This window comes from Limosilactobacillus agrestis, from assembly GCF_014145585.1.
Classification (GTDB): domain Bacteria; phylum Bacillota; class Bacilli; order Lactobacillales; family Lactobacillaceae; genus Limosilactobacillus; species Limosilactobacillus agrestis.
On record NZ_JACIVF010000003.1, the window covers coordinates 1 to 16,850 of the forward strand.

16 protein-coding genes are annotated in these 16,850 nt (G+C 33.8%); 6 read left to right on the forward strand and 10 right to left on the reverse strand.

Going from position 1 to position 16,850, the window contains the following annotated elements:
- Positions 1-113: 113 nt before the first annotated feature.
- From H5R88_RS00015 to H5R88_RS00025, 3 genes are all read right to left on the reverse strand, one after another.
- Positions 114-425 (reverse strand): hypothetical protein, encoded by a 312-nt coding sequence (locus H5R88_RS00015; protein ID WP_182599962.1) that lies wholly within the window; start codon positions 423-425, stop codon positions 114-116.
- Between the two features lie 122 nt (positions 426-547).
- Positions 548-706, reverse strand: coding sequence for a hypothetical protein (locus H5R88_RS00020; protein ID WP_153705211.1), 159 nt, complete (start codon positions 704-706; stop codon positions 548-550).
- A 141-nt stretch (positions 707-847) separates the two neighbouring features.
- Entirely contained in the window at positions 848-3,652 is a 2,805-nt protein-coding gene (locus H5R88_RS00025) for an SEC10/PgrA surface exclusion domain-containing protein (RefSeq protein WP_182599963.1), read from the reverse strand.
- Positions 3,653-3,954: 302 nt separating this feature from the next.
- Here H5R88_RS00025 and H5R88_RS00030 point away from each other — a divergent pair, with 302 nt between their 5' ends.
- The 3 genes from H5R88_RS00030 (at position 3,955) to H5R88_RS00040 (ending at position 5,326) form a co-directional block, all read left to right on the forward strand.
- Positions 3,955-4,281, forward strand: a complete 327-nt coding sequence (locus tag H5R88_RS00030; protein ID WP_182599964.1) for a helix-turn-helix domain-containing protein — start codon at positions 3,955-3,957, stop codon at positions 4,279-4,281.
- Between the two features lie 185 nt (positions 4,282-4,466).
- Complete coding sequence (locus tag H5R88_RS00035; RefSeq protein WP_182599965.1) at positions 4,467-4,676, forward strand: hypothetical protein; 210 nt, start codon at positions 4,467-4,469, stop codon at positions 4,674-4,676.
- A gap of 224 nt (positions 4,677-4,900) precedes the next feature.
- Entirely contained in the window at positions 4,901-5,326 is a 426-nt protein-coding gene (locus H5R88_RS00040) for a DUF1643 domain-containing protein (protein WP_375138894.1), read from the forward strand.
- Between the two features lie 158 nt (positions 5,327-5,484).
- Here H5R88_RS00040 and H5R88_RS00045 read toward each other — a convergent pair whose 3' ends face one another.
- The 4 genes from H5R88_RS00045 to H5R88_RS00060 are packed head-to-tail and all read right to left on the reverse strand — an operon-like array spanning position 5,485 to position 9,083.
- A complete protein-coding gene (locus H5R88_RS00045) occupies positions 5,485-6,111 on the reverse strand; it encodes a hypothetical protein (protein WP_182599966.1) in 627 nt (208 codons plus the stop codon).
- A gap of 12 nt (positions 6,112-6,123) precedes the next feature.
- Positions 6,124-7,464: a hypothetical protein gene (locus H5R88_RS00050; RefSeq protein WP_182599967.1), complete on the reverse strand. Its 1,341-nt coding sequence runs from the start codon at positions 7,462-7,464 to the stop codon at positions 6,124-6,126.
- A 2-nt stretch (positions 7,465-7,466) separates the two neighbouring features.
- Entirely contained in the window at positions 7,467-8,471 is a 1,005-nt protein-coding gene (locus H5R88_RS00055) for a hypothetical protein (protein WP_182599968.1), read from the reverse strand.
- Positions 8,472-8,486: 15 nt separating this feature from the next.
- A complete protein-coding gene (locus H5R88_RS00060; RefSeq protein WP_182599969.1) occupies positions 8,487-9,083 on the reverse strand; it encodes a hypothetical protein in 597 nt (198 codons plus the stop codon).
- 331 nt (positions 9,084-9,414) lie between these two features.
- Here H5R88_RS00060 and H5R88_RS00065 point away from each other — a divergent pair, with 331 nt between their 5' ends.
- Positions 9,415-10,164: a LytR/AlgR family response regulator transcription factor gene (locus H5R88_RS00065; protein WP_182599970.1), complete on the forward strand. Its 750-nt coding sequence runs from the start codon at positions 9,415-9,417 to the stop codon at positions 10,162-10,164.
- A 35-nt stretch (positions 10,165-10,199) separates the two neighbouring features.
- On the opposite strand, the gene H5R88_RS00070 is transcribed toward H5R88_RS00065, so the two are convergent.
- Positions 10,200-10,949, reverse strand: a complete 750-nt coding sequence (locus H5R88_RS00070; protein ID WP_182599971.1) for a zinc ribbon domain-containing protein — start codon at positions 10,947-10,949, stop codon at positions 10,200-10,202.
- A 63-nt stretch (positions 10,950-11,012) separates the two neighbouring features.
- Here H5R88_RS00070 and H5R88_RS00075 point away from each other — a divergent pair, with 63 nt between their 5' ends.
- A complete protein-coding gene (locus tag H5R88_RS00075) occupies positions 11,013-12,365 on the forward strand; it encodes a sensor histidine kinase (protein WP_182599972.1) in 1,353 nt (450 codons plus the stop codon).
- A gap of 189 nt (positions 12,366-12,554) precedes the next feature.
- Here the strand turns inward: H5R88_RS00075 and guaA are convergent, their stop codons facing one another.
- On the reverse strand, positions 12,555-14,108 hold the full coding sequence (gene guaA, locus H5R88_RS00080) for a glutamine-hydrolyzing GMP synthase (protein WP_182578680.1): 1,554 nt from the start codon (positions 14,106-14,108) through the stop codon (positions 12,555-12,557).
- A 515-nt stretch (positions 14,109-14,623) separates the two neighbouring features.
- Between guaA and H5R88_RS00085 the strand changes: the two genes are divergently transcribed.
- Positions 14,624-15,814, forward strand: a complete 1,191-nt coding sequence (locus H5R88_RS00085) for an ATP-binding protein (protein ID WP_182599973.1) — start codon at positions 14,624-14,626, stop codon at positions 15,812-15,814.
- Here H5R88_RS00085 and coaA read toward each other — a convergent pair.
- Positions 15,811-16,734, reverse strand: a complete 924-nt coding sequence (gene coaA, locus H5R88_RS00090) for a type I pantothenate kinase (RefSeq protein WP_182599974.1) — start codon at positions 16,732-16,734, stop codon at positions 15,811-15,813. The two genes, H5R88_RS00085 and coaA, sit on opposite strands and share 4 nt — an antisense overlap.
- Positions 16,735-16,850: the final 116 nt, after the last annotated feature.

Sequence of the window (16,850 nt, forward strand, 5' to 3'; positions counted from 1 at the left end):
ATATTCTTCAACAGCTTTAAGTTTAGTTTTAACGCTAATTTTGGTCATATAAAATACCCCCAGAGTTGATTTCCAACTCTGGGGGTACACGTCAGTCACTAAGTGTTTTTTGCTTATTCAAATGGAGCGTTGTTAGTTCTATTTAATTTTTCTAACAATTCAAGACGAGCTTTAAGAATTTCATTTTCTTTTCTTAAATGCTTAATCTTAAACTGGTCTGCTTGATGAGTTGCTTCCAACTTCTCAATCTCGGCATCAGTTTTTTCAAAAGTATAAGGAGTAAATACGGTAGCAACAATTTTGTTACCTCGCTTAAGAGTGATTGTCTTTTTTGCTTTGTCGTTCATAGCTAACAGATATTCCCAATTTTTTAAGAATTGGATTAATGAAACCATATAGGTTTCGTGTAAATGTTTTCGTAACATTTATCTTACCTATCCTTTTTTAAATTTTTTGTTAAAGTTATTCACCTCAACAAACTTATTCTAATTAAAAAAGATTTATTCAAAAAAATTTTTTAGCGTGAACACATAAAGCAGTAATATTTTTAACCTTTTTTAGGTTTATGAGCACAATCATCAATTTTAATCTGTTGACTACTAACCATATCAAATATTGATATATTCTTATTTTCTAACTCTGTAACTGGAACATCTATCTTATCAGTATTTTTAATAGTTAATTTTTCTTCACTAATTTTATTCATTACTAGTTATCCACCTTACTGAAAACTTGTATTAAATAAAAGCAATGAGATGTAGTGAAAGAACACATAATTCAACATCTCATTGCTCTATTTTAAGAAAGAATAAGTAAGTATATTAAGCCTAATACTTTATTAGTCTAATTAAAATTCCTTTTTGCCTTTAGTCACTAATCCAAAGCCAAACATACCAGCTAATACTCCTAATGCAATCACTGCTTTACTGTCATTATTACCTGTTTGTGGCAATTTAGCTTGTTGCGCTTTGTATTGTTCACGAGTCATAGTTGTATTTTGTCCTTGTGCACCAGAAACTGCTGAATCGTTTTCCTTATCAGTAGTTGGTAATACAATTGTTGGCTTAGTAGCAGTGTTATTAGATACTTCACTACTCTTGTCTGATGTAGCAGGCTTATGACCAGCTTGACCACTAATTGATGCGTTACCGGTATCTGGTTGTGCAGGTGTTGTTGGGTTAGATGGTGTAGTAGGATTGGTAGTTTCACTATCCTTATTTGGATCAGATGGTGTTACATTACCCTTGTTGCCATCGCTTGGCTTAGATGGTTCAACTGGAGTAGTTTGATGATCCTTTTGATCGTCACCCTTTGATGATTCAGAAGGCGTAGTGGTACCTTTGTTACTTTCATCTTTATCAGTATCAGGCTTAGCAGGTTTTTGACCATTCTTGATGCCAGTAATCTTTTGGTTATCCTTATCAAGTTGTACTTGAGCATTACTGATAGTTGCCTTAGTAGTTGCAATAGCATTTTGCAAATCAGCAATCTTACCATTAATAGTATCTAACTTCTTTTGTGCTTCCTTAACTGCTTGATTAGCACTTGCATTAGCTGTTTGTTCTGCATTATCAAGTGCAGATTGCTTGGTAGCTAATATTTGGGTCAAACTAGTTAAACCATCCTTGGCTTGTTGTAAATTAGTTTCATCTTCTGCCTTAATGCTCTTTGCACTTTCAAGGTTACTCTTGGCTGAACCTAACTTGTTCAAGGCATCTTGAACATTACTGTTGCTATCAAGGTTAGACAATTGTCCTTGCTTCCAATCGTTTACTGTAGCTAATGTTTCCTTAGCATTATTGTATTCAGCTTGTTGATCTGAACTCAATTGGTTTAAGTTAAATTGAACATTAGCTTTTTGTGCTTGCAAGTTTTGCAGTTGACTTTGTAAACTTTGGAGCTTAGAAGTTTGACTAGCTAAAGTGTTTTGAAGATTAGTAATTTGGTTATTCAAATCGTTAATCTTAGCACTATTATCAACAGCCTTTGCATCACCAGTAATTGGTCCCATTGCTTGATATTGTGCAATACGATCCATCATGTTTGGAGTATTATTGCGTGCAGGGCCATCGTAATCAAACGTCAGATAATACCTAAGTTCTCCATTATCCATATAAGGTGCGAATCCAAATGCGGCATCATAGTTTAAATCACCAGTATCTTCAAGGAAATTTTCACGGTGCCCACCATGTGCTCCTTCATTATTAAGCATGTCATTTACAGGTTCATCAGCGTCCATCAATATAGCAAACATAGTTAATGGATCATTATCATCGGTATTTACATAAGCATCCGTGGGATTTTCACCTTTATCAAGAGCTTCACGTGAATTCCATCCCCATTGAATATTTGCGGGATTAGTATCAAAAGATCCTAAATTTTCATATTGGTCACGTCCAAACGCAGTAAGAATGTCGTCCTCATTATGACTCCACCTACTTGCACTTAATTTTGCCCTAACTTGTGCCTGTTGATACTTCTGTTCTGTCATAATAAATGGTTTTAGACCACGTTGTTGACGCGCATGATTAATTTGATTCATTAACAGAATTGCTAGCTCTTCCATTTGAGCATCCGTCATGCCTGATTGTTTGTTAACTATATCAGTTTTACGTGCTATAGTCTCATAAAGCTTCCATTCTTGTAATAATTGGGTCTTTGAATAACCGTCATTAGCAGTAGCAAAACTGTCAGCATCTTCATCTGGTGTCACAAAAATATTCTCTGGAACAAACTTACCATCCCAATCACCATCAGAAACATAAGTAGTCTTTTTCCACAGATTATTTCGGGCGGCATTTTCTAATAGACTCTTTGAAGTATCAACGGTCTGTCCATTGAGATGAACAAGATTTGGATCCGTATTTCCTTGGTTTTCTTGATCCTGTAAATCCTTTACTTGGTCTTGTAAATCACTAATCTTTGAATTGGTATTATTTACATTATTTTGTGCGTCTGTTACTTGACCACTAACATTATTAATCTGATTATCTAAGTTTTGACTAGCTTGAGCCTTTCCTTGGTTTTCAAGTTGGTCAATTTTATTTTGGGCTTCATTAGCTTGTTGTGCTGCAGCTTGGTTAATTGCATCTGTAGCAGTTTGGCGTGCTTGATCCACTGCTTGACTAGCTTGACTTACAGCACTCGTAGCACTTTGGATATTTTGGCCATCGTTGTTTAGTGCAGTTTGTGCATCATTAACTACTTGTTGTTGATTATCAACTTGTTGCTGTGCTTGGTTCACATCTGCTTGAGCTTGCTTAACTGCTGGATCATTTTTAGTAGCAGCTTGTTGTGCTTGCTTAGCTTGGTCAAGTTCTTGTTGAGCAGAACTTTGTTGACCTTGCGCTTCACTCAATTGGTTTTGTTGATCCTTTAATTGAGCATTAGCACTATCAATAGTTGATTGTTGCTTTTGGGCATCTGATTGTGCATTAGCAAGTTCTGGATCAGTTGCTTGTTGACTAGCTTGAATGGTACCTGCACTTTGAACTGGTGTTACTTCATCAGCGTTAGCAGTTGTTCCTGATAACATTGCTCCACCAGCAAGTCCTACTGTCATTAATGTGGCGGCCATCCATGTCTTACCTGACTTGTATAGCTTCTTATGTTCCTTAGCAACAGTGTTGAAATTAATGTGTTCTTTCATCATACTAATTACTCCCCCGCCTTCAGAATGAAGGTGTTTTTTTATTTAATTCGTTAATAATTCTACAATTTTCCTAAAAGCTACGTTGCATTGAGTGTAGATATAATGTATTCAACGTAACTTTTTCTTGAATATATCAACTTAATACAGGAGTAATTATAACACCTTTTACCACTATGATTACATTATTTTTGGACTTATATTTATATATGCGTATAAATTGATATAAACAATAAGTACAGTGCCTTATTTTATTAGTATTTCTTCAATATGCTAGAAATAAACAATGAAATGAGGGCTTCAAAATGAATAATCTAGGAGCTAACATCAGAGCCAGGCGTCATGAGCTTGGCATTACTCAGGAACAACTCTCTAATAACACTGGATTGTCAATTAATTACATTTCAAGACTAGAAGTTGGAACAGCTAATAATGTCAGTGCTAAGACGCTATCACATATAGCGGAGGTACTTAAGACAAGTATGGATAAACTAATGCATGGCTCAACTGATGAAGCTGAAATGGGATTTTATCAAAAGAAACTTTGGCAAGCATTAAATGCAATGGATGAAAAACAAGCTGAACAAGTTTCAAAAAATGTTTTAGGATTAATAAACCTTAACATAGAGTAATAATTCCACTAATAAAGCAGGTACTACACTTTTCGAAATTATGTAGTACCTGCTATTATTTTTATCTCGTTAAAGTTAACCATCCCTATTATGCTTATTCAGGTATAAACATAGTGTGATAAGATAATGGCAGTAAACGAGATGGATGAGTGTATAGGACTTTTACTGGAGGCGGAAAAGAAGAAATGGATTGTAAAAAGATAGACATCAATAGAAATGAATTATTTTCGAGCTGGTGGTATATAAACTCATTACCAGGCAAAAATCCAGCGGCAGAAAAATGGCTTAAAATATTAGAATCAAAAGTTAATGATAAGGCCATTTCTATTATGCCCTTAAAAGATAGTGGAGTAACTATTTTAAGCGTAGGAATTAATCCCAGTACTTATAATTAGAGAAGATTACAGACACAATTAGAGAAGAAGAAGGTAACCCAAATTCTAAGAAAATTTATATCTATGAAAAGATTCAACAAGATCAAGCAAGATATCATCGTAAAAATGAGTATAAAGTAAAAAACGGAGGAGGTCTAGATCCCACCCGTTCTAATGTACTTAGAGCCTTTCTAAATAATCGATTCGAAGATGATCAAAAACACATAAAGAATATTAAAACCTTTATTCAAATAGATATTATTCCTACACGGACGAATAAGATAAGCTCACTAACTAATAAAGAAATAGATATAGAGTCAATGGAAACTAACTTATGCCTATTAGAAGCATATTTCAAAAAAGCAGATTATATTTTCCTAGGTTGGGGCAGTAAGGTCAAAGGATTAGGAAATAAGAGGAGTAAAGAGCGATATAAGATGTGTAATAATAAGCTTAAGAAACTGATAAAAGATAATTATGAAAAATGCTATTGTTTCTGGCTAAATAAGGATCATATCCCCGTTCACCCAGTAGGAGGAGGGTTCAAAAAAGCATGTAATCCTAGAGTTCATGCTGCAAGGACATTACGACGATTAGACTCAAAAGAATTAAGATATGGAATAGAAAAAGAAGAGGTAATGACAAAGCTACATACTACTGAAAAATCATAATACAGGCTTAAAAAGATATTCAGGTAAAGCATAGAAAATTCACTACGTAAAAACCACTTGGTAATAATCGGTTATTATTACCAAGTGGTTTTATTTTAGGCCTTTAGTGTCGATTATTAACAAATAAGGCGTTCAAGTTGTAGCACTTCTTTTATTATCTATTCTTTATTACTGTCATCATCTTGAGAGTTTGAGACATTTTGTTGGTTCTGATTAATTTTTTGAATCGCTTCATTCAATTGACTCTTGTAACTATTATATTTTTCTTCAATATCTGATTTATTAAATGACTTACTTGAATCTTGCTCTCCATGTGTAAAATGCTCAACATCAATTGAATCTTCATTAAAACTAATAACATACCAAGCAAATCCCATGTCACCTTCATTTATTTGAAAGGTAGGATCATTATGTTGTTCAAAAGATGTTGGTTGTTCAGTAGCTGGATTAGAGCTTTCCCCATTCACACATTCATTAAAGGTATTTATCTTCTCCTCAATATTATCTCCTCGCAAAGTATTAATATATGCGGCTACCGCTAATTGTTGATAGCTTAATTTTTCTTTTTTAGGCTGAGATGATGAGCTGCTAATAACTGACTCATTGTTTTCTTTTGTGGACGAAGCTGCTTTTTGTGATACTTGTGTCGTCTTAGTTTCTCTTATATTTTTATCACTTTTAATAGCTTTTTGTTGTGTACTGCTACCTAATATGAAAAATAAAGCTGCAACTAAAATAACAATTATTCCAGATAAACTCCAAACAATTTTGTTGTGTTTTTTCATAGTAATCCCTCATTACCGATAATACCCTTGACGAGGATGATTTCTACTCCATTTTGGATGCGTACGACGATATTGTTCTTCCTCTTCTTTAGTTCTAAATCCCTTTTCTACCCAACGATCATGATCTTTCTGTTCTTTATGAATATCATTAAGTTGAATATTTTGAAGAATGGATGAAGCGCCAATGATCTTACCAATCCTTGTATGTTTCCGTAGCTCATCAAGTTGTTTTCCTTGGCTAGCAGTTTGTTTACGAGCTTCGTGTAATTGATCTTTCTGTATTTTAGATTGATTAGCCATCTCATCAAGTTGCTGGTGCTGAAGAGTAGACTGCTTAATATTTTCATTAAGCTGTTCTTGTTGAATAGCAGATTGTCTAACACTTTCGTTAAGCTGTTGCCGTTGAAGATCTGATTGATGACGTTGTTCCCATAGTTCTTGTTGTTGAAGTTCACTCTGTTGACGATTATGCTCTTCTTGCTCACGATGATGACGAATATTTTCATCAAATTGAACATCTTGATGATATAAATTCACACATTCTTTCCAAGAGTCTGCACGTCCATCTTGTAAAAATGTTTCAAATAATTGTAAAAACTCTAGACTTCTAAATTTAACTGGAATAAGTTTCAAACCATCTAAATCAATTGTCGCCAACTGTTCACGAATTTTTTCAGTATTTTCTTTTGCCTCTTTCATTATCTCAATATTATTTGGATCATTTTTCCACTCATTTAGGGCTTCATCAAACATCTTCTGTAAATATGGTAAACTTATCTTCTTCATTTCAGAAGCGACGGTATCTTTTTCCTTCATAACCTCTTCAGTTTTTGTCTCATATTTTTTGAACTTATAAGTACAATAAAGCAAATATATAGAACTGATAAAGAAGAGCATCATTAAAATCTTTAAAAGGGGAATCCAGTTATATAGAAACGACATAATTAAAAAAGCTGTACTCAAAATTAGCAGAATAATTGATCCAAAGTTCTCATATCTTGAACCAAAGCTAAAATCAGCTTGTTTTTGAATATAGTTATTCTCTAATTGATCTAAAAGGTTAAACTTTTTAAGTAACAATCTATATGTCGTAGAAGTAGGAGATTGCTTAAAAGTAGTTGCAAAATGACTATTAAAAAAACTATCTTTATCTCCATTTAACATTCCCTGAAAAGTAATCATTGATTCATCGTATTTATCACAAAAGCGCTGATTTAATTCTTCTTGAGCTTCATTAATATAAATATTATTATATAAAATTTGTTCTAATTCATTTTTATCGTTAATGTTACTAATTAGACGTTTGAGAAAGTCATTTAGCTCTTCCCGTTTCATATCAAATAAATCTTGCATTTCTAATCTCCCATTGCTTCTGAATTCTCTGCAACTTTCTTAACTTGCTCATATGCACCATTTTGATTAACTAAATCACATATTTCTTGCCAAGTTGTCGTTAATACTGGCTGATCAGAATCATCGCTTCCTTCTCCAATCGCCTCTGATGGCATTGCACTTGGAACATAGAAATAAACATTATCGTTGTCTGTAGTATAGAAAGGTACTGCCCCCGACCCAGTATGGAGAGGCATTAAACTTACCGGATCAGTTCCTTCTTGATAATCTGCACCAGTTTCTTTTCCAATTGCTAAACCATTTTGTTGAACTGCCATTTTAAACTCAAACATTTTTTGATGATGTTCAGAGGCATAGTAATAAGCGGACGCTGCTTTCAGCTTATCATCCATATTTGCTGGCGAAAGTTGTTGTGTGTGTTGCGTAGTAGATACAGGCTTTTTATTGCTTGAACTAATTTTCTTTTCACTAGAACTTCTCTGAACAGTAGTTGACTGGGCATGAGAATGAGCTGAGTTAGTTGATTTTGTTGAGGTAATAAAAAAGATAATCAAAGAAATAAGAATTATAATCACTATGATTAATGCTGAAACAATGATTTTATCCTTATTTGGACTTGGCTTTTTTGAATGCTCCGTTTCTTGCTTATCCTTTAACTTTTCTTTTGTTTTGTGAGAATGATGGTTTCTTCTTAAATATTTTTCCCATGGATAATAACTATGATTAGACAATAATGGATAAGCATATGTAACTAAGACAATTAAAACAATTGCATACCACCGAATAGCTGAAAAAATAATAGCAATTAGTATTAGAACTACGGTTGTTATTAAATTATGTGTTAAAAATCGAAATACTTGTGCAAGGTGATCCTCAGTAAAGGCCAAACGATGAATGATATTAATATCTTTGTTTTTTTCTTCATCTTGAAGCCTATTTTCTAATTTTTCAATTTCTTGTTCTAATTCTTTATTTTCATTAATATGTTGGTTCTCAGGTTCTTTCATTTTTCTCTCCCATTATTATTGCAAGTGAATATGTTGAGCCTTATCTTTTATCTGGTCTACTGCTCCCTGATCGTTTACATAGTTAATAATGTCACGTAGATTTACAGTAGCATATGGATCTTTATCGTCATCTTTATTTACTGCAGAAACATCATAAAAGGCAACCTCTCCATCAGCTCCTACTGTATAAGTGGCCATGTGACTTCCACCTTCTTGACTTGGATGAAGCATCCACGAATTTCCTCGACCCTTAACATTTAGCCCATCAGCATTATCATTTTGATAAATATCTAAATCATCTGCACCATCAAAAATATCTTTCCAAATTGTTTTTCCAACTTTATGTTGTCCATAATAAGCAATAGCTGCTGCTGTTTGCATCGGAGTAATAGTCTCGTAATCTAGTTTTTCTTCACTTTTACTAGATGAAGAAGCAACTGACTTTGTCTGACTGGAAGACTCAGAAACTCTATCCTTATTTTTGGCCATCTTTTTCGAACTAACTTGTTCAGTTTGTATTGATGACTGCTTGAATACTCTCCCAGCAAAATATGAACAAATAAATAGACACAGAACTACAATAATTAATAAGATCCATTTAATCTGTTTCATTTATATGACACTCCTTCCCAAATAAAAAGGCTTCTCTCCATCAAGGGAAAGAGACCTTTAGTTTTTATAGCCCAATAGTAAACCAAAATAGTAATTAACTATCGAATGCCAATTACTTTGTTATTTTATAATTTTTCATTTTTTTGCGATGCATTGAATGTCGCTATTTGGGAGCGAACGAAATAATATATATTTATTTTTAATGACTATAAAATTTAATCAAAATTCATTACATTGAGCGTCGATATATTGTATTAAATGAAAATATTTTCACACACTTATCAATATTACTTATCTTTTTTAGTAATATTGACTATCGAGAGGTGACAATATGCTAAATATAATTACTTTAGAAGATCATCTTGAAGAACAAAAGTTATTAACCAATGTTATCCATAATATTCAAAATAAATTACATATTCGTAATATCAACATTCAAACATTTAATAATTTAAGAGACCTTAATCGGAATCTTCTTTTTCCGTCTCCTGACAATATCTATATCTTAGATCTTGAGATAAACGGAGATTTAAAAGCTGGTCTTAGAGTTAGCAAATTGATTAGAGAAAATGATGATTTAGCCTCCATCATTTTTCTTACTGTTCATGAAGATCTTCTATATACTACTTATAAGTATCAAGTTGAGGCCCTTGATTTCATTAACAAAAATTATCATACAATTGAAGAGGATTTAACTAGAGATTTTCGTAAGATTTTAAGTAAACAAGCCACTAATCGTGATGAAATAATTACTATTAAAAGCAATAATCTTTATACAAGGATTTCTACTCGAAAGATATTATTTTTTCAAAGTAGTCCCACTAGTACACGCCAGTCTTTAATGTATACGATTGATAACCGTCAAATAAATGTTAATTCCTCTCTAAAAGAACTCGAAGAAACTTTTCCAAAACTATTTCGTCCACAAAGAAGTTATTTGATAAATCTTAACAATATTCAAGATGTCGACATTAAGAAAAAAGAAATTCATTTTCTTAATAGCCAGCTGATTGTCCCAATTTCACGGCTAAAACTTCATAAACTTATTAGCATTCTTGATTCACAAAATATTAATTGGTAACTAAAAACCACCCTTACAAAAAATAAGGGTGGCTTTTAGTATTGGGACAAAGTATTAAGCTGGTAATATCGAATTTGCGGATTATTGGGAAAATAGCACTGACCCCAATCTCTATATTGGTCTATAAATTTTACTGGATCTTTTTGAGATGAAATAAGTTGAATCGTGACTTTTGGTTTTTCTTTTTTTATCTCTATTAAATTTTCGCTCTTCTTAATACGTTGGATCATTATATATTTTGCTAAAGGTTTAGTGTTATTTTCTTTCCACAAGCGATTATAACCATTTTGATTCTTTCCATAATAATAAGCCTCTTCCCTAAAAGATTTGTTCTTATGCCACAAACTCTCCTTTCCACCAAAATAATTTGCATAATTCCGATTCAATGGCCGGATATCGTAATATTCACTAAAAATTGTTTCATGATCACTATTTTGATAATTAATTTGAACTTTTCTGGAGGCAGATGCATGGTATAAGTAAGTAGTAGACTTTAAAGAAGCAACAATACAAAAAGTACTAATTATTGCTATTAAAATAATACCGAGCCTTATCATTAACTTTTTGTTTCCTAACCAACTTTTAGGATAAAAAGTTAATGATAATTTTTTATTTATTATTGGTAATTTTGCTCCACAATTAGGACAATATTTTCTATCTAAAGAGCATAAACGCCCACATTTAGGACACTTAATAGTTAAATTTTGATAGAGTTTATTTCCGCAAAAATGGCAATATTCTGCTTTATTATCATTAATTCCATTACATTTAGGACATATTTTCATTACTCTTTGATCTCCTTATGGTTTACACTAAAAAGGTATTTCATTGTTCATAGGAGGATTTTTATGCAATTTTTTAACGTTCCTGCATTACTACCACAATTTTTTCCATCGCCACTATACTGGCTTTCAAGCGGACTTATTTGGAATCTATTGTATGGTAGTGCTTATTTATTACTTTTTAGTCGTTTAAGCAATATTCACTTTAAATGGTGGTATTTTATTATTGCTGGCTTTATTTATTCTTTTGCAATCAGTTTAGTCGGCAATATTTTAGTTATCTTAATAATGCTATTAATCATATATTATTTTGTTGTCCATCGACAAATTTCTTTTAACATTATCGGTAATCAGTTTATCTATGCCAATTTTATTCTTTTGATAACGTTTGGCTGCTTCGGTTCTCTTATTACTTTTCTATATAATCTTCTAGTTAAAGTTCCAAACTATAATTTTGTCTATTATGTACTCGGAAATTTAAAAATTATTGTCTCATTCTGCGTTGCATACGGAATAATAATATGGACAAAGAAGCTATTCAACAGTTACATTAACAATGTCGTTATTCCTTATCCTATTTTAGCTTGGATTATTAGTATATTAATGCTCACATTCTTACTTTACGAATTTAGAGTAAATGGAGGAGGACACCCTAATAAGCTTCCTATAACAATTGCTGTCACCCTCTCTTATGGTATTATCGCATTAATTGCCATTAAAGGATTTACAAATTATTATCGACAAAAAGCACTTGCCACTACATTAAAATTTGAAGTTGATAACTTGCAATATTATACTAGTCACATTGAAGAAATGTATGATGAACTACGTCGTTTTCGTCATGACTACAAAAATGTTTTATACAGTCTGACTGGTTCTTTAGAAAATAATGACGTTACAGAAGCGAAAAATATTTTAAACCGTGTTCTGATTCCATCGAAAGATAGCATTACACAAAAGACTAGTGTATTAAGCCAACTAGAAAACGTCCAGAACTTAGATCTTAAAAGTTTAATTTACAATAAAGCAATGACCGCTTTAAAAGATAATCTTAAACTCACAATAGAAATTGACGAACCAATTAAGTTTTCTAATGTAATTGAACCACTTGATTTAATTCGAATTTTATCAAATCTCTTAGACAATGCTATTAAAGCTGCTAAACAATCTAAGGATCGTCAAGTAAGTATTTCCTTATTCACCAAAGATAATAATCAGTGGATCATTGTTGGTAACTCTACAAAAACTAAATCCTTTAATTTACAGCAACTTTCAAATAACCACAATAATTTAGAGAGTACTCATGGACTAGGATTAAAGAATTTACGAATGATTCTCGCTCGTTATCCTCAATTACAACATGAATTAAGCTCAAAGAATTATTGGTTCCAACAAGTAATTGTTATCCCAAGTAAATAAAATATTAAAATCAGTTACAAAAAAGGTACTACGTAGTTTGAATTTACGCAGTACCTTTTTCATAATATCCTTAACAATTTTTGGTAGGATTTTGGTAGGGAACAATATTACTTTCACTTATTTTTAGATTGAATTTATTCCATTAAATACCGTTATATTGGCTTTCCGCAACCATATTAAAAAGTAACATTATTCGTATTCAATCGTCGAAGGTGGCTTACTCGTGACATCATAAAGGATCCGGTTAACATGGTCTACCTCATTAACGATTCGAACTGAAATCTTTTGAAGAACATCCCATGGAATCTTAGCAAAATCGGCTGTCATCCCATCGATTGAGGTAACGGCCCGAATTGCAACTGCATAGTCGTATGTCCGCCCATCACCCATAACACCGACTGAACGAATACCTGGTAATACAGTAAAGTATTGCCAAATTTCTTCATCAAGCCCAGCCTTCTTAATCTCTTCACGAAGGATTGCATCACTTTCCCGGACAATCTCAAGCTTTTCTGGTGTGATTTCACCAATAACCCGAATTCCAAGACCTGGACCTGGGAATGGTTGACGCCATACTAATTCATGCGGAATACCAAGCTTTTCACCAAGTTCACGGGTTTCATCCTTAAAGAGTTTCCGTAATGGTTCAATTAACTTGAAACCTAGCTTCTTTGGCAATCCGCCAACGTTATGGTGAGACTTAATTGTCTGGGCAGTATCCGTTCCAGATTCAATTACATCTGTATAAAGTGTCCCTTGAGCCAAGAAATCAGCGTCATTAATCTTCTTGGCTTCTTCGTTAAAGACTTCGATAAATTCCTTACCGATAATCTTTCGCTTTTGTTCTGGATCAGTAACCCCTTCAAGCTTACCTAAGAAGCGATCTGCTGCGTCAACCTTAATGATGTTAACACCAAGGTCGCGACTCAACGCATCCATCACTTGGTCAGCTTCGTTCTTCCGTAACAGTCCGTGGTCAACAAAAATACAAGTGAGTTGGTCACCAATTGCCTTATGGATCAAAACAGCGGTAACACTGGAATCAACCCCACCAGAAAGGCCTAGAATGACCTTTTTGTCACCGACTTCTTTGCGGATTTCATCAATCTGCATATCAATGAAATCATCCATCGTCCAGTTTGCTTTAGCGCCACAAACATCAAAAGCAAAGCGACGTAAAATGTCTAATCCGTATTCGGAATTACGAACTTCTGGATGGAATTGAACACCATAAAACTTACGGTCATTATCAGCAATCGATGCGATTGGACAGTTCTTACTAGTAGCAGTAACTTCAAAACCAGCTGGGGCTTGCGTTACTAAATCACCATGACTCATCCATACATATTGCTTCTTTGGCAAACCTTTGAATAATACAGCCTCGTCATCAAGTACTTCAATATCTGCTCGTCCGTATTCAGAGTTATCAGCTTTTTCAACTTTTCCACCAAGATCGTATGACATTAACTGCATTCCATAACAAATACCTAAGATTGGAATACCAAGCTTAAAGATTTCCGGATCGACCTTGAATGCGTTGGGGTCATAAACACTGTTAGGACCACCAGAGAAGATAATCCCTTTAGGATTAATCTCTTTGATCTCATCAGCAGTCAACTTATGAGAAAGCAGCTCAGAATAAATCCCGAAATCTCGAAGCCGACGAGTAATCAATTGATTGTATTGGCTACCAAAATCCAAGACAATAATCTTATCAAACGCATCTAAATTGATGTTTGCCACAATGACACTTCCTTTGCTCAAATTTTTATTCTTAAAGGCTAGTTTACAGGCTGAGTATTGCATGGTCAATGATTATTTAATATTCCATAACAAAAAAGACGGGAGCATATTTTCTCACGCCTTTTTCATTAGATGGAATTTTATTGAGGATATTTAATTAGTGTTCTAAGTCAATATTTAATAGACGTAATTCTTCATCAACCGCTTGTGTCTCAAGTGTTTTAGTATCTTTATCAGTTTTTATCATTTCGCCAGCCTCCTCATCTCATTTAATCTGTATCTTTCTTAAGTGGTCTGGGAATAATTGTCAATAAAAATGAGTCATAAATATTATGCGCAACCGTTTCGAACACTGATAAATTAGGATTAAAAAGGTTCATTTTTTTTACTTTTACTAAGAACTTTAACTAAATTTTCTAGTGCAGGATTTGTAATCCATTCCAAATTCGGTTAATTTGAATGCGCTTTCTACATTTGATAAAATTTAAATAATTATTTTTTACTTGAGGTGCGATATGTTTATTCGGACAAAATATCTTAACCAACTAATAAACAACATGGACCAACCAACAATTAAAATCCTCGTAGGGGTTCGTCGGTGTGGCAAAACGACTATCCTTGACCAGTTCCGAGCAACTCTCCGGCGTCAAGAAATCTCCCCAAGTCAAATTCAGGTGATCAACTTTGAATATCTTCTAGAAAATGAATTATGCAATCCTGAATACCTTTTACAATTTATCCTTGATCGCCTTAGTAAGCACCAAATGAATTATATCTTCCTTGATGAAGTCGAAGTAGTTCCTCAGTTTGCCCGCGTTGTAAATGCCTTAAATTCACTTCCGAATACTGATATCTATATTACAAGTTCCAACAAAACTATTTTGGAGAAAGAAAATCTTCAACAAATGACTCCTTACACCATCATTCCGGTTTTCCCTTGTAGTTTCCGTGAATATATCAAAAGGAACCAGCAAGAAGCTGATTCCCAAACGTTATATCAATATTTAAATGATGGCGGTTTTCCTTACACTCACGAAGTTCATGGCCCAATTAACCTCCGTAATTATGTAAATGGAATTATCAATACGATTATCATTACTGATTTCACCCAGCAAGCGACCCTTTGTAATCCCGGACTGACTAAGCAACTTGCCCATCACCTAGCTCATCATGCTGGTACCACGCAAAATATTTCCCAGATTGTTGATAGTCTTAAATGTCACCACATCACTACTTCTAATAAGACGGTCAATTTCTATTTACAATTCTTACAAACATCCTTTATTTTTTATCCGTGCAAGGAATATGATTTTTCTCGTCGCCGTGTCAAAAGTACCAATATTCGTTACTACCCTGTTGATCCTAGTATCCGGCAGGCACTTATCCTTAAAAAGAATGTCCTTTCTCAACGGATCCTTGAAAATATCGTTTTTATTGATTTGCTGAGTCAAGGCTACCAAGTATATAGTGGTCGCATCAAAGACAATGAGATTACTTTTGTAGCAATTAAAAATGAGATCTTTACCTGTATTCAGATTGCCTATTCACTCACTGATGATGCCGGATATCGTCGGGCGATCAATGGATTACGCCAACTTGCTCCAAAATATAGAAAGCTCCTCATTACAGTAAAACCAGCGCTCAATTACGCTGGTTTAGATCCTGATATCGAAATCATTGACTTGTATAGTTGGCTAACCAATTAGCCGCGTCGTAAGTAAAGCTTATCCACAATATGTCCTGTTGTTTTATGTAAAATTACGTCCGCGCGACTCTTAGTTGGTAAGATAAATTCTCGTAAATTAGGAAGGTCGACGCGTTGCCAAACATCCTTTGCCATTTTAAATGCTTCTTGACGGTCACCCTTCGAATAAGGATAGTAATAGTTTGAAGGATCGGTAAAGGCTGTCTCTAGTAGCATTCCAAACCGTTGAAGATACCAATGCTCAATTAGATCGGGATTTGCATCAACGTACAATGACCAATCGAAATAATCACTAACATACAGTTGCTGATTACTTGGTAATTGCAGAGTATTGATCCCTTCTACAATTAATATATCCGGGTGTTCAATCACTAGAGGCTTATCTAGTTGAACATCATACACTTGATGCGAATATGTAGGGGCCTTAATAACTGGTTCACCCGCCTTGACATCATTAAGAAATTTAAGAAGCCTTTCCATATCATATGATTCTGGGAAGCCTTTTCGATCCATGATTCCCCGCCGTTTTAATTCCGCATTAGGATATAAAAAACCATCTGTCGTCATCAATGCTACTCGCTTATCTGGTAGCATCTTATTTAGTAAAATACTAATCAACCGAGCAATTGTGCTCTTCCCCACTGCAACTGATCCCGCAATTCCAATGATATATGGAATGCGGATCGTTGAACGCTGTAAAAAGTTTGCCTTTTGCATCTGCCATTCCAAAAAATTCTGATAGCGCAGTTGAATTAATTTTATTAACGGTAAATATACATCCTGCACGTCCTCAATTGAAATTCGGTCATTCAATGATTTAATCTCATCCAAGTTTCCTTGAGTTAACCGAACTGAATCAGTTGGAAAAAAGCCGTGCCATGTTTGCCGATCAAATTGTTCATAGTTCATCCATTCATCCATTACGCAAAATCCTTTATTTCACCCGTTAATGAAAACGGTTACTCACGTTTAATAGTAACATATTATAAACATCATTAAAGCTTAATTCAACTTGTGAACACCTAAACATTTTACCA

Excerpts from the sequence above, each read along its gene's own strand:
- H5R88_RS00055 (WP_182599968.1), bottom strand. The coding sequence starts at position 8,471 with ATGAAAGAACCTGAGAACCAACATATTAATGAAAATAAAGAATTAGAA.
- H5R88_RS00025 (WP_182599963.1), bottom strand. The coding sequence starts at position 3,652 with ATGATGAAAGAACACATTAATTTCAACACTGTTGCTAAGGAACATAAG.
- H5R88_RS00060 (WP_182599969.1), bottom strand. The coding sequence starts at position 9,083 with ATGAAACAGATTAAATGGATCTTATTAATTATTGTAGTTCTGTGTCTA.
- H5R88_RS00035 (WP_182599965.1), top strand. The coding sequence starts at position 4,467 with ATGGATTGTAAAAAGATAGACATCAATAGAAATGAATTATTTTCGAGC.
- H5R88_RS00030 (WP_182599964.1), top strand. The coding sequence starts at position 3,955 with ATGAATAATCTAGGAGCTAACATCAGAGCCAGGCGTCATGAGCTTGGC.
- coaA (WP_182599974.1), bottom strand. The coding sequence starts at position 16,734 with ATGGATGAATGGATGAACTATGAACAATTTGATCGGCAAACATGGCAC.
- H5R88_RS00070 (WP_182599971.1), bottom strand. The coding sequence starts at position 10,949 with ATGAAAATATGTCCTAAATGTAATGGAATTAATGATAATAAAGCAGAA.
- H5R88_RS00015 (WP_182599962.1), bottom strand. The coding sequence starts at position 425 with ATGTTACGAAAACATTTACACGAAACCTATATGGTTTCATTAATCCAA.
- H5R88_RS00045 (WP_182599966.1), bottom strand. The coding sequence starts at position 6,111 with ATGAAAAAACACAACAAAATTGTTTGGAGTTTATCTGGAATAATTGTT.
- H5R88_RS00050 (WP_182599967.1), bottom strand. The coding sequence starts at position 7,464 with ATGCAAGATTTATTTGATATGAAACGGGAAGAGCTAAATGACTTTCTC.
- H5R88_RS00020 (WP_153705211.1), bottom strand. The coding sequence starts at position 706 with ATGAATAAAATTAGTGAAGAAAAATTAACTATTAAAAATACTGATAAG.
- H5R88_RS00075 (WP_182599972.1), top strand. The coding sequence starts at position 11,013 with ATGCAATTTTTTAACGTTCCTGCATTACTACCACAATTTTTTCCATCG.
- H5R88_RS00065 (WP_182599970.1), top strand. The coding sequence starts at position 9,415 with ATGCTAAATATAATTACTTTAGAAGATCATCTTGAAGAACAAAAGTTA.
- H5R88_RS00085 (WP_182599973.1), top strand. The coding sequence starts at position 14,624 with ATGTTTATTCGGACAAAATATCTTAACCAACTAATAAACAACATGGAC.